This is a genomic window from Zoogloea sp. GW822-FHT05C07, assembly GCF_058800215.1.
Window position 1 is genome coordinate 169,746 of the sequence record NZ_CM179510.1, and the last position, 15,092, is coordinate 184,837.

16 protein-coding genes are annotated in these 15,092 nt (G+C 63.4%); 9 read left to right on the forward strand and 7 right to left on the reverse strand.

Annotated features, from left to right (window positions below):
* Positions 1-58 precede the first annotated feature (58 nt).
* The 4 genes from pssA to AC3QL2_RS00765 all read right to left on the reverse strand — a co-directional run bounded on the left by pssA (position 59) and on the right by AC3QL2_RS00765 (position 4,373).
* On the reverse strand, positions 59-862 hold the full coding sequence (gene pssA, locus AC3QL2_RS00750) for a CDP-diacylglycerol--serine O-phosphatidyltransferase (RefSeq protein WP_493234164.1): 804 nt from the start codon (positions 860-862) through the stop codon (positions 59-61).
* A gap of 110 nt (positions 863-972) precedes the next feature.
* Positions 973-1,989, reverse strand: coding sequence for a ketol-acid reductoisomerase (ilvC, locus tag AC3QL2_RS00755; protein ID WP_481113696.1), 1,017 nt, complete (start codon positions 1,987-1,989; stop codon positions 973-975).
* A 72-nt stretch (positions 1,990-2,061) separates the two neighbouring features.
* The gene (gene ilvN, locus AC3QL2_RS00760; protein ID WP_493234165.1) at positions 2,062-2,553 is read right to left on the reverse strand and encodes an acetolactate synthase small subunit; all 492 of its coding nucleotides are present in this window, start codon (positions 2,551-2,553) and stop codon (positions 2,062-2,064) included.
* 110 nt (positions 2,554-2,663) lie between these two features.
* Positions 2,664-4,373: an acetolactate synthase 3 catalytic subunit gene (locus tag AC3QL2_RS00765; RefSeq protein WP_493234166.1), complete on the reverse strand. Its 1,710-nt coding sequence runs from the start codon at positions 4,371-4,373 to the stop codon at positions 2,664-2,666.
* A gap of 116 nt (positions 4,374-4,489) precedes the next feature.
* Here AC3QL2_RS00765 and AC3QL2_RS00770 point away from each other — a divergent pair, with 116 nt between their 5' ends.
* From AC3QL2_RS00770 to AC3QL2_RS00785, 4 genes are read left to right on the forward strand one after another with little or no spacing between them, the layout of a single operon-like run.
* A complete protein-coding gene (locus AC3QL2_RS00770) occupies positions 4,490-5,116 on the forward strand; it encodes an RNA polymerase sigma factor (RefSeq protein ID WP_493234167.1) in 627 nt (208 codons plus the stop codon).
* Positions 5,113-5,487 carry a DUF3619 family protein gene (locus AC3QL2_RS00775; protein WP_493234168.1) on the forward strand — a complete coding sequence of 125 codons (375 nt, stop codon included), beginning with the start codon at positions 5,113-5,115 and terminating at the stop codon, positions 5,485-5,487. Before AC3QL2_RS00770 ends, AC3QL2_RS00775 begins: the two co-directional genes overlap by 4 nt.
* A complete protein-coding gene (locus tag AC3QL2_RS00780; protein ID WP_493234169.1) occupies positions 5,484-6,113 on the forward strand; it encodes a DUF3106 domain-containing protein in 630 nt (209 codons plus the stop codon). The genes AC3QL2_RS00775 and AC3QL2_RS00780 overlap by 4 nt, the downstream gene beginning before the upstream one ends.
* A gap of 7 nt (positions 6,114-6,120) precedes the next feature.
* Positions 6,121-6,597 carry an RDD family protein gene (locus AC3QL2_RS00785; protein WP_493234170.1) on the forward strand — a complete coding sequence of 159 codons (477 nt, stop codon included), beginning with the start codon at positions 6,121-6,123 and terminating at the stop codon, positions 6,595-6,597.
* Positions 6,598-6,609: 12 nt separating this feature from the next.
* Here the strand turns inward: AC3QL2_RS00785 and lptG are convergent, their stop codons facing one another.
* Positions 6,610-7,686 carry an LPS export ABC transporter permease LptG gene (gene lptG, locus AC3QL2_RS00790; RefSeq protein WP_493234171.1) on the reverse strand — a complete coding sequence of 359 codons (1,077 nt, stop codon included), beginning with the start codon at positions 7,684-7,686 and terminating at the stop codon, positions 6,610-6,612.
* Positions 7,686-8,762 carry an LPS export ABC transporter permease LptF gene (gene lptF, locus AC3QL2_RS00795; RefSeq protein WP_493234172.1) on the reverse strand — a complete coding sequence of 359 codons (1,077 nt, stop codon included), beginning with the start codon at positions 8,760-8,762 and terminating at the stop codon, positions 7,686-7,688. Before lptF ends, lptG begins: the two co-directional genes overlap by 1 nt.
* A 106-nt stretch (positions 8,763-8,868) precedes the next feature.
* Between lptF and AC3QL2_RS00800 the strand changes: the two genes are divergently transcribed.
* The 4 genes from AC3QL2_RS00800 to AC3QL2_RS00815 all read left to right on the forward strand — a co-directional run bounded on the left by AC3QL2_RS00800 (position 8,869) and on the right by AC3QL2_RS00815 (position 14,182).
* Positions 8,869-10,356: a leucyl aminopeptidase gene (locus tag AC3QL2_RS00800; protein ID WP_493234173.1), complete on the forward strand. Its 1,488-nt coding sequence runs from the start codon at positions 8,869-8,871 to the stop codon at positions 10,354-10,356.
* 19 nt (positions 10,357-10,375) lie between these two features.
* Positions 10,376-10,810: a DNA polymerase III subunit chi gene (locus tag AC3QL2_RS00805; protein ID WP_493234174.1), complete on the forward strand. Its 435-nt coding sequence runs from the start codon at positions 10,376-10,378 to the stop codon at positions 10,808-10,810.
* Entirely contained in the window at positions 10,807-11,253 is a 447-nt protein-coding gene (locus tag AC3QL2_RS00810; RefSeq protein WP_493234175.1) for a hypothetical protein, read from the forward strand. Before AC3QL2_RS00805 ends, AC3QL2_RS00810 begins: the two co-directional genes overlap by 4 nt.
* Before the next feature lie 82 nt (positions 11,254-11,335).
* The gene (locus tag AC3QL2_RS00815; RefSeq protein ID WP_493234176.1) at positions 11,336-14,182 is read left to right on the forward strand and encodes a valine--tRNA ligase; all 2,847 of its coding nucleotides are present in this window, start codon (positions 11,336-11,338) and stop codon (positions 14,180-14,182) included.
* A 76-nt stretch (positions 14,183-14,258) separates the two neighbouring features.
* On the opposite strand, the gene AC3QL2_RS00820 is transcribed toward AC3QL2_RS00815, so the two are convergent.
* Positions 14,259-14,489, reverse strand: a complete 231-nt coding sequence (locus AC3QL2_RS00820; RefSeq protein WP_493234177.1) for a sulfurtransferase TusA family protein — start codon at positions 14,487-14,489, stop codon at positions 14,259-14,261.
* A gap of 249 nt (positions 14,490-14,738) precedes the next feature.
* On the opposite strand from AC3QL2_RS00820, the gene AC3QL2_RS00825 reads away from it, so the two are divergent.
* Positions 14,739-15,092 (forward strand): roadblock/LC7 domain-containing protein, encoded by a 354-nt coding sequence (locus tag AC3QL2_RS00825; RefSeq protein WP_493234178.1) that lies wholly within the window; start codon positions 14,739-14,741, stop codon positions 15,090-15,092.

Below are 15,092 nucleotides of genomic sequence, written 5' to 3' on the forward strand. Positions count from 1 at the left end.
CGACAGGCAAACACACCTGCCCGGCCCCGGTGCTCCGCCGGGGCCGGGCAGGCACGATTCAGGAATCCGCGTTTTCGGCGGGAGCACTCTCATCGGACGGCTTCTCGGCACTGCGGCGTGTTCCCTTGAGCCAGGCCCAGGCACTCGTCACATAGCCGGAAACCGCATAACACAGGAACAGACCGAAGAGGACCCCTGGCGGATAGCTGGACACCAGCAGGAAGCCCAGCACGAACGCGATGATGACGATGAAGGGTACGCTGCGGCGCAGGTTGATTTCCTTGCCACTGTAAAACAGCACATTGCTGACCATCGAGATGCCGGCAAAGATCGTCAGCACGCAGGCATACCAGCGCACATCCGGCCCGGCAATGCCGTTGTCGAGCATCACCCACACCAGGCCGCTCACCAGCGCCGCCGCCGCCGGACTGGGCAGCCCCTGGAAATAGCGCTTGTCGATGACGTCGATGTTGGTATTGAAGCGCGCCAGCCGCAGAGCGGCACCCGCACAATAGATGAAGGCCGCCATCCAGCCGAGCTTGCCCATGCCCTTCAGCGCCCATTCGTATACGATCAGCGCCGGTGCGGCCCCGAAGGACACCATGTCAGACAGTGAATCGTACTCGGCGCCGAAAGCGCTCTGGGTACGGGTCAGGCGGGCCACGCGACCATCCAGCCCGTCGAGCACCATCGCGATGAAGATCGCGACCGCCGCCTGCTCGAACAGGCCATTCATCGCCTGCACGATGGCATAAAAGCCGGCGAAGAGGGCTGCAGTCGTGAAGAGGTTGGGGAGGATATAGATCCCCCTGCGACGCCGTTCGGGGTTGAGCAGGGGCTTACGAGATTGCAGATCGGCCATGGAGGGGACGATATGTGGAGTCGGTTGCGATTGTAACGCAGGTGGATGCGGCAGGCCCAGAAACGACTCGGGGGACTTCCGTCCCCCGATCTTGCTACCTGCCAGCCCGCTTAGTTCTTGGACTGATCGACCAGCTTGTTGGCCTTGATCCACGGCATCATGTCACGCAGCTGGGCACCGACGGTTTCGATCGGGTGCACGGCGTTCAGACGACGACGGGCGGTCATGGACGGGTAGTTGGTCTTGCCTTCCAGGATGAACATCTTGGCGTATTCACCGGTCTGGATGCGCTTGAGGGCTTCACGCATGGCGTAGCGGGACTCTTCGTTGATGACCTCGGGGCCGGTCACGTACTCGCCATACTCCGCGTTGTTGGAGATGGAGTAGTTCATGTTGGCGATGCCGCCTTCGTACATCAGGTCGACGATCAGCTTCAGCTCGTGCAGGCACTCGAAGTAGGCCATTTCCGGAGCGTAGCCGGCTTCGGTCAGGGTCTCGAAACCCATCTTGACCAGCTCGACGGCGCCACCACAGAGCACAGCCTGTTCGCCGAACAGGTCGGTTTCGGTTTCTTCACGGAAATTGGTCTCGATCACGCCACCCTTGGTGCCGCCGTTGGCAGCAGCGTAGGACAGGGCGATGTCGCGGGCCTTGCCGGACTTGTCCTGGTACACGGCGATCAGGGACGGCACGCCGCCACCCTTCAGGTACTCGGAACGGACGGTGTGGCCGGGACCCTTCGGGGCAACCATGATCACGTCCAGATCGGCACGGGGCACGACCTGGTTGTAATGCACGTTGAAGCCGTGGGCGAAGGCCAGCACGCCGCCTTGCTTGATGTTCGGCTCGATGTCGTTCTTGTAGACGTCGGGGATGTTCTCATCCGGCAGCAGGATCATGACCACGTCGGCAGCGCGAACAGCCTCGGCCACTTCGGCAACCTTCAGGCCAGCGCCTTCGGCCTTGGCCCAGGAAGCGCCGCTCTTGCGCAGGCCGACCGTCACATTGACGCCGGAGTCGCGCAGGTTCTGGGCGTGGGCATGGCCCTGGGAACCGTAGCCAACGATCGTGACCTGCTTGCCCTTGATCAGGGAGAGATCCGCATCCTTATCGTAATAAACCTTCATTTCATGCCTTTCTGATACAAGAGGAGCAAATTGCAGGGAAGCGCCGGCCGTGCAGCCCGCGCCACCCCCGCATCACACTTTCAATACCCGATCACCACGGCCAACGCCGCAGATGCCGGAGCGCACGGTTTCGAGAATGAGGCCGGCGTCGATGGCGCCAACAAAGGAGTCGAGCTTGGCCTGGGTGCCGGTCAGCTCGATGATGTAACTGGTATCGGTCACGTCGATGATGCGCCCGCGGAAGATGTCCGCCATGCGCTTCATTTCCTCGCGATCCTTGCCGGTCGCACGCACCTTCACGAGCATCAGTTCGCGCTCGATGTGGGCCGACTCGGAGAGATCGACCACTTTCACCACTTCAACCAGCTTGTTGAGCTGCTTGGTGATCTGTTCGACGACGTCGTCCGAACCGGACGTCACGATCGTCATGCGTGACAGGGAGGCGTCTTCAGTCGGCGCCACCGTCAGGGATTCGATATTGTAACCACGGGCGGAAAACAGCCCGGAGACGCGCGACAGCGCGCCGGATTCATTCTCGATGAGAAGGGAGATGACGTGTCTCATATGTGTTTTCTGCTTGCTGACCATCAACCCGCGCAACCAATGGGCGTCGAGCGTCGGTAACGATTCGGGAGCGGGCCGCGACAGATCATCCACGGCACGCCCCCGGCGAATCAGAGATCCTCGGCGGACAGGATCATGTCGGTCAGGCCCTTGCCACCCTGGACCATGGGATACACGTTCTCGGTCGGATCCACTTGGAAGTCCAGGAAGACCAGATCGTTCTTGCGCTTGAACGCCTCACGCAGCGCATCCTCCACATCACCCGGCTTCTGCACGCGCAGCGCCACGTGGCCATAGGCCTCGGCGAGCTTGGTAAAGTCGGGCAAGGCGTCCATGTAGGACTCGGAATAGCGGTTGCCGTGGAACAGTTCCTGCCACTGGCGCACCATGCCGAGATAGCCGTTGTTGAGCAGGATCACCTTGATAGGCAGGCGGAACTGCTTGCAGGTGGACAGCTCCTGGATGTTCATCTGCACCGAACCCTCGCCGGTGATGCAGGCCACCGGCGAACCCGGATGCGCCAACTGAACGCCCATTGCAGCAGGCAGGCCGAAACCCATCGTGCCCAAGCCGCCGGAATTCACCCAGCGACGCGGCTTGTCGAACTTGTAATACTGAGCCGCCCACATCTGGTGCTGCCCCACGTCAGACGTCACGAAGGCATCGCCACCGGTCACTTCCCAGAGTTTCTGCACCACGTACTGCGGCTTGATGACATCCGTACCTTGATTGAACTTGAGGCAATCGCGGCGGCGCCATTCCTCGATCTGCTTCCACCAGTCGCCAAGGGCTTCCTGGTTGGAGCGCTCGGAGGTACCGTCGAGCAAGGCCAGCAATTCGCCGAGGATTTCCCCCACGTCACCGACGATGGGCACATCCACCTTCACGCGCTTAGAGATGGACGAGGGGTCGATATCGATATGGATGATCTTGCGCGGCTCGGACGCAAAATGGGCCGGGCTGCCGATCACGCGATCGTCGAAGCGGGCACCGACTGCGAGCAGTACGTCGCAGTAATGCATCCCCATATTGGCCTCGTAGTTGCCATGCATGCCCAGCATGCCGACGGACTGGCGATCGGTGGCTGGATAGCCGCCGAGGCCCATGAGGGTGTTCGTACAGGGGAACCCCAGCTTGCGCACCAGCGCGGTCAGCTTGTCGGCGGCATCGCCGAGCACCACGCCGCCACCGGCGTAGACCATCGGACGCTTGGCCTCCAGCAGGAGTTGCAGCGCCTTCTTGATCTGGCCGTGATGCCCCTTGACGACGGGGCTGTAGGAGCGCATGGCCACCGTCTGCGGGTATTCGAACTCGCACTTCTGAGCGGTGATGTCCTTCGGGATATCGACCAGCACCGGGCCGGGACGGCCGCTCTTGGCGAGGTAGAAGGCCTTCTTGATCGTCGGCGCGATATCACGCACATCGCGCACGAGGAAGTTGTGCTTCACGCAGGGACGGGTGATGCCGACGGTGTCTACTTCCTGGAAGGCGTCCTGACCGATGGCCGAAGACGGCACCTGGCCGGAGATGATGACCATCGGGATCGAGTCGCAGTAGGCGGTGGCGATACCGGTTACCGCATTGGTCGCGCCGGGGCCGGATGTCACCAGTGCAACCCCGACCTTCTCGGTGGAACGCGCATAGCCGTCGGCCGCATGGATGGCGGCCTGCTCGTGACGCACGAGCACGTGGCGAACCTTGTCCTGCTTGAACAGCTCGTCGTAGATGTAAAGTACCGCGCCGCCGGGATAGCCGAAGAGATAATCGACCTTTTCTTCCTGGAGACTCCTGATTACAATTTCCGCACCGGTAATTACCATCGCTGCACCCGAAGCTGTTTCGGCAATGTGAAACGTTGAACCATACCGCCGCCCAGGCGATTGGTCAAGGCGCCGCTGGCGGCATTGCAATCCGGACGCCGGACGCATCGTTTTAATTGGCGCAACCCCCGCCTACAAAAAAAGAGGGGTGCCACGCTCCAGTTGAGGATTCCCCCCTGCCTTCCCGTCTTGAACTATCGGACTTCCTCGCCAGCGTCGAAAAAAGGGCCTTCAAGCAGGCCATGTTCGCGGTCCGCAACGAAGAGTCGGCCCTCGACATCGTGCAGGATGCAATGCTCAAGCTGGCCGAGAAATACGGCGACAAGCCGCTGGAAGAATTGCCGATGCTCTTCCAGCGCATCCTGCAGAACGTGATCCGCGACCATTTTCGCCGCCAGAAGGTACGCAGCATGTGGACGACACTGCTGTCTGCCTTCTCCTCGAACTCGGACGACGAAGACTACGACCCCCTGGAAACGCTCGAATCGGCCGACAGCGAGCACAAGAGCGAATCCCCCCAAGCCCAGCTTGAACAACACCAGACCCTGTCGGCGATAGAAAAGGAAATCGAAAAGCTGCCAGCCCGTCAACGCGAAGCCTTCCTCATGCGTTACTGGGAAGAAATGGATATCGCAGAAACGGCTGCGGCAATGGGTTGCTCCGAAGGAAGCGTGAAGACGCACTGCTCCCGGGCGACGCACACATTGGCTGCAGCCCTTGCAGCAAAGGGCATCACACTATGAACGAGCAGGAATTTCAGCGCCGGGTCCGGCAACACCTGAACGCATCGGCGTGGAACACTCCGCCGAGCGCGTCCACACGCCTACACGAGGCGCGCCAGAAGGCCTTGAGCCGTCAGAAGGTCGCCGTGCGCGGATTGAGCTTGGCCGGCGTCGGCCAGATGCTCACTGAGCATGTACTGCCGCGGGGCAAGACCACTATCGCAATGGCCCTGGTCATTGCCGCCGCGCTCGGCAGCGTCCTGCTCGGACAGTTCCAACATACCGCCGACCTGGAAGAAGTCGATAGCGCCCTGCTCGCCGACGATCTCCCGATCGACGCCTACCTCGACCGCGGATTCGACGCATGGGTTCAAAACGACTCTACCGAGTGAGCCTTGCGCTCATGCTGGGCTGGTCGGTTTCCGCCCTGTCCGCGCCGCCAATCAATGCCCCAGCGTGGAGTGACCTGACGCCGGCGCAGCAGCGCACCCTTGCCCCACTGGCCAAGGAATGGCGAGACCTGCCCGACGAACGACGCCGGAAGTGGGCGGGCATCGCCGACCGCTTTCCGGGCTATACGCCGGAGGAGCAGGAACGCCTGCAACATCGCATGCAGACGTGGATTTCGCTGACCCCGGAGCAACGCATGATTGCCCGGGATCAATACCGCAACCTCCAGCGCATCGCCCCCGAAAAGCGGGAAACCCTTAGGGAAAAGTGGAACGCCTACCAGGAACTGCCGAGCGACGAAAAAAAGCGCTTCACCGAAGCCGCCGCCAAACAGCCTGTCAAACCGACCATTCCCAAGATCGGCGCACCGCCTATCAAGCCCCTGACAGCGCCGCCACCGCCGCGCCCCAGCTACCCAAAGATCAAGCTCGCGCCGCCCGCTGCCGAACAGCCCGCAGCGGCGTCGGCCCAGACCGGTAGCGGCACCGGACTGCAATCCTCCGCTCCGGCTGCGGTTGCAGCCACCACGGAAGCGGCTCCGCCCCAGACCTCCCCCACTAAGCCCTAGGCGCACCATGCCCCAAACCCCCCCTGCCGCCGGCAGCCTTGCGCCGGCCCGGCAGGCCGTCGAACTCGCCGGTCTACGCCGCCGCCTGGCAAGCATGCTTTACGAGATCCTGCTGCTGCTCGGCGTGCTCGCCCTTACCTTCATGGTCCCGTTGCTGATTGTGGGAGCCGCCCTGAACTACACACCGCCCGGCAGTGTGCTTTGGGCTTACGTCTTCCTCGTGCTGGGGGGATATTTTCTGTGGTACTGGCGGACTGGCGGACAGACGCTGGCCATGCAGACCTGGAAGCTGCGCATCGTGAACACCGAGGGCGGGCCGATTTCCGCGCGCCAGGGATGCATCCGCTACGCGCTGGCGTGGCCTTCCGTGCTGCTGTTCGGGGTCGGAATCGTGTGGGCCCTGCTCGACAAGGAACGCCAGTTCCTGCACGACCGGCTGGCTGGCACCCGCATCGTGCTGCTGCTCAACAGCCCCAAGAACTGAAAAGCGCCGCGCTCAGCGACGCTCGACCCACCACATCATGAAGGCCGCCGCCAGGAAGAAGGTGGCGCTGGGCGTCAGCGCAGCCACGGCCGGAATCCACCCGTTGATCACGCCTAGGTTGGAGAACAGGCCGTTCAGCAGGTGGAAACCCACCCCCATCATGATCCCGGAGAAGACCTTCAGACTGACCCCGCCCATCCGCGTCTGCATGTAACCGAAGGGCAGCGCCAGCCCCATCATGACGAACGCGGCAAACGGGTAGGCCAGCTTCTTCCACAGAGCTATTTCGTAGCGGGTGGTCTTCTGGTTGTTTTCCCGCAGGTGGTGGATATAGGAATACAGGGTGGACACCGACATCCGCTCCGGGACCACCATCAGCACCGACAACACCTCCGGCGTCAGCTCCGAGTCCCAGACCATTTCCGGCAGCGCAATCGTGGATGTTCCGCTGTCGGAAAAGCGCGTCTGCGCAACCTTGTGCAGACGCCAGCCACCCTTCTTGTCATACGCGCCGGACTCCGCCTCGCTGATCGACACCAGCACCGCGCGCTCGTCGAACTCGTAGATGCGGATGCCCTGCAGGCTGGTGTCCGGCAGCACGCTGGATACATTGACGAAACGTCGCCCATCGCGCACCCACAGGCCAGTCTTCAACTCCTGGGACACCATCGAGCGCGTCGCCGCCAGTCTCCACTGCTGGGCCGCCCGCTCTGCCGGCGGCGCCAGATATTCGCCAAAGACGAAGGTCAGCGCCACGAAAACGCTGCCAATCGCCAACAAGGCCGACAGCAGGCGCCGGGTGGACAACCCGGACGCACGCAGCACGGTGATCTCCGAATGGCGCGCCAGCGTGGTCAGCGCATAGAGGGTGCCGATCAGCACCGCGATGGGCATCAGCTCATACACCCGCCCCGGCATGATCATCGCGACATAGATCGCCGCGTGATGGAGCATGTAACCACCCTTGCCGATGTCGTCCAGTTCATTCACCAGATCGAAAAAGGCGAACAGCCCCAGGAAGGCCAGCAGCACCAGCGCGACCGCCGCGTAGATCTCGCGGCTCAGATAACGGATATAGACGGGAATCATCAGCGTTTCCGCCAGCGCGCAAAAACGCTGAGGCGTCGATAGAACAGCGCCCCCAGGGCAAGTAGCATGACCAGGTGCGGCGCCCACAGGCCCACGTCGAAACGCAGCCGCCCCTGGCCAACCCAGGCCTGGCAAACACTCAGCGCATTGCTATAGATCAGATAGACGAGGATGGCCAACACGAGGTTATTGGTCCGCCCGGCCCGCGGATTCACGAAAGACAAGGGAATGGCCAGCAGCGCCAGCATCGTCGCCAGCAGCGGAGCGCTGATCCGCGACAGCAACTCGCCCTGATTGCGGGCATCCGGATTCTTCAGCAAGGCGGGCAGCGCAAGCGTCTTCGGCTGCCGCTCGGAAGCATTGACCTCCTTCGACTCCATCCGGATGGAGTACTTTTCGAACGCCATCACGCGGTAGCTCGGCGTGCCCGGCGTCCCTTCATAGCGCCGTCCATGCTCGAGCACCACGAAGCGATTGCCCGAAGCATCGCTCTCCACATGCCCCTGGGAGGCCACCATCACACCAAGCCGCCCGTGCTGCATGCTGCTGGCGAAGACATTGCGGACCCGCCCTTCCTCGCCGGACAGGGCCTCGACGAAGAACACCCGCTCACCGCCCGATGATTCGCGGAACAAGCCCGGCGCCACGCGGGAAACGTCGTCCCGGTTGTTCAGCTGCTCCTTGTACTCCACGCTCTTCTTTTGCGCCCAAGGCGCGACGAACAGGGACAGGCCGGCAATCAGCAGGACGACCGGCAAGGTGAAGCGCAATACTGGCCGCACCCAGGCGGTCAGCGGCAAACCGCTGGAAAACCAGACCACCATCTCGGAATCCCGATAACAGCGGGACAGGGACATCAGGATGGCGATGAATACGGTGAGGGACAGCACCACCGGCATCTGCGCAATGGCGCCGAAACCGATCAGGGCCAGCACCGCGTCGGCCGGCACCCGGCCGCCGGCGGCCTGACCCAGTAGGCGGATCAGGACAGTGGAAATCAGGATCGCGAACAGCGCTACGAAGACCGCCACGGCGTTCTGCGTGAATTCGCGCTGGGCAGCTCGAAGAAAAATCATGCGGGAAAAATATTAGCGGCGACGGCGGGCCGTTTTGACGTGGGTCGGGGTGGCGGCCATAATGTGGCGCAATGTCCGATTGACGCGTATTTCCAAGGAGAAGCGGGTGGAATTTACCATAAAGGCCGGATCGCCGGAGAAACTCAAGAACGGCTGCGTGGTAGTGGGCGTATACGCGGGGGGCGAACTCAGCGCAGGTGCGCAGGCCCTCGACAAGGCCAGTGACGGCGCCCTGGCCGCCATCCTCGCGCGCGGCGACCTGGACGACAAGGCCGGCGCCACTCTCCTGCTCCACAGCCTGCCCGGCATTGCCGCCCCGCGCGTCCTGCTGGTCAGCCTCGGCAAGGCGGCCGAACTGTCCGACAAGGCCTACCGCGACGTCATCAGCGCGGCAGCCAAACAACTGGGCGGCCTCGCCGCCGACGATGCGGCCTTCCTTCTCGCCGACATCGATGCGCCGCGCGACCTGCCTTGGCGACTCAGCCAGGCGGCGCAGATCCTGCTGGACAGCACCTATCGCAGCGACACCCTGAAGTCCAAGAAGGACGAATCGAAGAAGGGCGTCAAGAAACTTGCCTTCATCGTCCACGGCAAGGCCGGCGACGAACTTCAGGCCGCCCTACTGCGCGGCGAAGCCGTGGCCGAGGGCATGGCCCTCGCCAAGAACCTCGGCAACCTGCCGGGCAACGTGTGCACGCCGGGCTACCTGGCGACCGCCGCCCGCAAGCTCGCCAAGGACCACAAGATCAAGGTCGAGGTACTCGAGCGCGCCGACATGGAGAAGCTCGGCATGGGCTCCCTGCTGTCGGTGGCCCGCGGCTCCCACGAGCCCCCAAAGTTCATCATCCTCAACTACAAGGGTGGCAAGGCCAAGGACAAGCCGGTCGTGCTGGTCGGCAAGGGCATCACCTTCGACACCGGCGGCATCTCCCTCAAGCCCGGCGAGGGCATGGACGAGATGAAGTACGACATGTGCGGCGCCGCCAGCGTGCTCGGCACCTTCAAGGCCATCGCCCGCATGGAGCTGCCGGTCAACGTGGTCGGCCTGATCCCCACCACCGAGAACATGCCCGGCGGCTCGGCCATCAAGCCCGGCGACATCGTCACCTCCATGTCCGGCCAGACCATTGAAATCCTCAACACCGATGCCGAAGGCCGCCTGATCCTGTGCGACGCCCTCACCTACGCCGAGCGCTACGAGCCGGCCGCGGTGGTGGACATCGCCACACTGACCGGCGCCTGCATCATCGCGCTGGGCAACGCCACGTCGGGCCTGCTCGCAAACAACGACGAACTCGCCGCCGAACTGCTGGCCTCCGGTCAGGCCGCCGGCGACAAGGCCTGGCAACTGCCCCTGTGGGACGAATACCAGGACATGCTGAAGAGCAACTTCGCCGACATCCCCAACATCGGCAGCAAGGGCGCCGGCACCATCACGGCGGCCTGCTTCCTGTCGCGCTTCACCAAGGCCTACAAGTGGGCGCACCTGGACATCGCCGGCACCGCATGGAAGTCCGGTGCGGACAAGGGCGCCACCGGCCGGCCCGTACCGCTGCTGACCGAGTTCCTGATCGGCCGTGCCGGCGATCGCTGAATCGGCCCGCGAGCCCGGCGTGACGAACGAGATCCGCTTCTACCACAACGCCCCCGACCGGCTGCGGGTAGCCTGCGTGCTGACCGCCAAGGCCAGCGCCCGTGGGCACAAGATCTCGGTCTTCGCGCCGGACAACGGCGTCGCCCGCCATTTCGACCAGATGCTGTGGGGCTTCCAGCCCCTCGCCTTCGTCCCGCACGTGGCTGCCGGCTCTCCGCTGGCGGTGGAAACGGGGGTCGTCATCGGCAACGCGCTGGATGTGCTCCCGCACGACGAAGTGCTGGTCAATCTCGGTGACGAACTGCCTGCCAACTTCGACCGCTTCCATCTGGTGCTCGAGATCGTCGGCCCCAGCGAAGCGGAGCGCCAGGCTGCCCGCCGCCGCTACCGCAGCTACAAGGAGCGGGGATACACCCTCAGTGCCCATGACCTCGCCCAACGGAGCAGCGAATGACGCAGACCGCCAAGCCTGACTTCGAAATCTCCCTCGACGACGAGGACATCCCTCTGTTGGATACGCTGGCCGAAGGGGACGACCTGCCCGTGCTTACCGACGTGGTGGAAGAACGCATTGAGCCTTATATCGGCGAGCTCACGACACCGATCATCCTCGAACCCGTCGGGGACGAACCCCCGCAAGAGGTGGAAGCCCCGTTCCTGGCTCCCGCCAGCCCGGCGCCCGATCACCTGGCCGAGCGCCTCGTCGCCCTCGACACGGCCATCAGCCGCCATATCGAAGAATGGGTCAATAATGAGCTGCCCCAGCTAGTCTCCCGCGAACTCGACGATCTCGCCGAGCGTCTGCGCGAAGCCGCGGCCGCACATTTGCGCGCCACCCTCCTGCCGGCCCTCTCGGCCGAGATCGCCGACACCCTCGACGCCCCCGGGTACGACTGATCCGTCGAACGCACTTGCGTCGCCGGCGGTCGAGCCGGGCTCATCCGCTATAATCCGCGTTTTGCCTTAAAAGACAGACCCCATGGAACTGGCCAAGAGTTTCGAGCCGGCGGAGATCGAGCGCCGCTGGTATGAACACTGGGAAGCCAGCGGCTACTTCGCCGCCGGCCTCGATCGCAGCAAGCCCGCCGAACAATCCTTCTGCATCCTGCTGCCGCCGCCCAACGTCACCGGCACCCTGCACATGGGTCACGGCTTCAACCAGACCATCATGGACGCGCTGACGCGCTACCACCGCATGCGGGGCTGGAACACCCTGTGGCAGCCGGGCACCGACCACGCCGGCATCGCCACCCAGATCGTCGTCGAACGCCAGCTCGACGCCCAGGGCGTCTCCCGCCACGACCTCGGCCGCGAGAAGTTCCTCGAGAAGGTCTGGGAATGGAAGGAATACTCCGGCGGCACCATCACCAAGCAGATGCGCCGCCTGGGCACCAGCCCGGACTGGAGCCGTGAGCGCTTCACGATGGATGCGGGCCTCAACAAGGTCGTCACCGAGACCTTCGTTCGCCTCTACAACGAAGGCCTGATCTACCGCGGCAAGCGCCTGGTCAACTGGGATCCCAAGCTGCACACCGCCGTCTCAGACCTGGAAGTGGTCCAGGAAGAAGAAGACGGCTTCATGTGGCACATCCACTACCCGTTCAGTGAAGGCCAGATCGGTGAACTGACCGGCCTGACCGTCGCCACCACCCGTCCCGAAACCATGCTCGGCGACGTGGCCGTGATGGTGCATCCGGAAGACGAGCGCTACGCCCACCTGATCGGCAAGACCGTCCGTCTGCCCCTGTGCGAGCGCGACATCCCGATCATCGCCGACGACTACGTGGACCGTGAGTTCGGCACCGGCGTGGTCAAAGTTACCCCGGCCCACGACTTCAACGACTACGCCGTCGGCCAGCGCCACAAGCTCGCCCAGATCAGCATCCTCACGCTGGACGCCAAGATCAACGAGCACGCCCCCGCCAAGTACCAGGGCCTCGACCGCTTCGACGCCCGTAAGGCCATCGTGGCCGACCTGGAAGCCGCCGGCGTGCTGGTGGACACCAAGCCCCACAAGCTGCAGGTTCCCCGCGGCGACCGTACCGGCGTGGTCATCGAGCCGATGCTCACCGACCAGTGGTTCGTCGCCATGTCCAAGCCGGGCGAAGACGGCAAGTCGATCACCGAGAAGGCGCTGGAAGTCGTCAGCTCCGGTGAAATCGAGTTCGTCCCTGGCAACTGGGTCAACACCTACAATCAGTGGCTCAACAACATCCAGGACTGGTGTATTTCCCGCCAGCTGTGGTGGGGCCACCAGATTCCGGCCTGGTACGGCATCGATGGCGAATGCTTCGTCGCCCATAGCGAGGAAGAAGCCCGCGCCCTGGCCGACAAGGCCGGCTACCCCGGCCCGCTGACCCGCGATCCGGACGTGCTCGACACATGGTACTCGTCCGCCCTGTGGCCCTTCTCGACCCTCGACTGGACGTCCGAATACCCGGCCAAGTCCAACGACGCACTGGATCTTTACCTGCCGTCCACGGTGCTCGTCACCGGCTTCGACATCATCTTCTTCTGGGTGGCACGCATGGTCATGATGACCAAGCACATCACCGGCAAGATCCCGTTCAAGCACGTGTACGTGCACGGCCTGATCCGCGACGGCGAAGGCCAGAAGATGTCCAAGTCGAAGGGCAACGTGCTCGATCCGATCGACCTGATCGACGGCATCGGCATCGATGCGCTGGTCGCCAAGCGCACCACCGGCCTGATGAACCCCAAGCAGGCCGCCAGCATCGAGAAGAAGACCCGCAAGGAATTCCCGGAAGGTATCCCGGCCTTCGGTACTGACGCGCTGCGCTTCACCTTCGCCAGCCTCGCCAGCCCCGGCCGCGACATCAAGTTCGACATGAACCGCTGTGAGGGCTACCGCAACTTCTGCAATAAGCTGTGGAACGCAACCCGCTTCGTGCTGATGAACGTCCAGGGCCACGACCTGGGCCTCGAGCACACGCAGGACGGCCCCAGCTGCGGCGGCAGCGCCCCGCTGGCCTTCTCCTTCGTGGACCGCTGGATCGTCAGCCGCCTGCAACGCCTGGAGCAGGAGATCGCCAACCACTTCGGCGAATACCGCTTCGACCAGGTTTCCAAGTCCGTCTATGAGTTCATCTGGGACGAGTACTGCGACTGGTACCTGGAGCTCGCCAAGGTGCAGATCCAGACCGGCGACGAGGCCACCCAGCGCGGCACCCGCCGCACGCTGATCCGCATCCTGGAAACCGTGCTGCGCCTGGCCCATCCGCTGATCCCCTTCGTCACCGAAGAGCTGTGGCAGACCGTCGCCCCGCTGGCCGGCCGCAAGGACAGCGACAGCCTGTGCCTGGCCCGCTACCCCGAAGCCGACGTGGGCAAGCTCGACGAGAAGAGCGAAGCCGATGTGGCCGAACTCAAGGGCCTGATCTACGCCTGCCGCAACTTGCGTGGCGAGATGAACATCTCCCCCGCCCAGCGCCTGCCGCTGGTGGCCACCGGCAACGCCGAACGCCTGAGCAAGTTCGCCCCCTACATCGCCGGCCTCGCCAAGCTGTCGGAAGTGCAGGTGGTGGACGAGATCGGCAGCGAGGAACTCGCCCCGGTTGCCGTGGTGGGCGAACAGCGCCTGATGCTCAAGGTGGAAATCGACATCGCCGCCGAGCGTGAGCGTGTGTCCAAGGAGATCGCCCGCCTCGAAGGCGAGATCACCAAGGCCAACGCCAAGCTGTCCAACGAGAGCTTCGTGGCCCGCGCCCCGGCTGCGGTCGTGGCCCAGGAGAAGGAACGCCTGGCCAACTTCACGGCCACCGTCGACAAGCTGAAGCCCCAACTGGCCAAGCTGACCGGCGTCTGACGCCGTGGCGCCCGGGGGCGCCACGCTCAAAAAAATGGCCACGCAAATGCGTGGCCATTTTTTTGCCCATCCGCGATTACTTGCGCCGCAGGAAGAACTCGTAGGCGCCATCCGGCAGCGCCTGTTGCCCGATCAACTCATTGCCCGTCTGGCGCGCAAAGGCCGCAAAGTCCTTTACCGAGCCCGGATCCGTAGCCAGCACGCGCATCACCTGCCCCGCCTGCAGTTCAGCCAGTCCTTTCTTGGCCCGCAGGATCGGCAACGGGCAATTCAGCCCCCGGGCATCCACTTCCTTGTCGAAATCCATCGTCCAGCTCCATCTCGTGCAAAGGCAATCAAACCACGATTCTAACGCGACGGGCCCAGCCGACCCGCCCATATCCACGGCCCTTTCCCCCACATCACTCTTAAATACCCTTGCAACATATGGAATAATGACATTCAAAATAAAATTAAATGCCGCAGAAATAAACGGGATGGCTCCGGGCGGCCTTGCCGTGCGACCGGGGTTCTACAGGACAATCGACTTCGAAAGTAATGCGACATGCGATCTGACATGCTTCAAACCGTGCTCAATGACCTGAACGGGAGCTCGGCCGACATTGAGGCTTCGGCCATCATTTCCTCTGACGGCCTGATGATGGCCGCCCTGCTGCCCAATACCGTGGATGAGGACCGGGTCGGTGCCATGAGCGCAGCCATGCTGTCCCTGGGCGACCGCACCGCGCGGGAACTCGCCCGCGGCGGTCTCGAACAGGTATTGATCAAAGGTGCCAAGGGCTATGTATTGATGGTCCAGGCGGGCACCGATGCGGTTCTCACCGTCATGGCCAAGCCCAGCGCAAAACTGGGCCTGGTCTTCCTCGATGTACGCCGTGCCGCCGACGCGATCGGCGGCATTCTCGGCTAA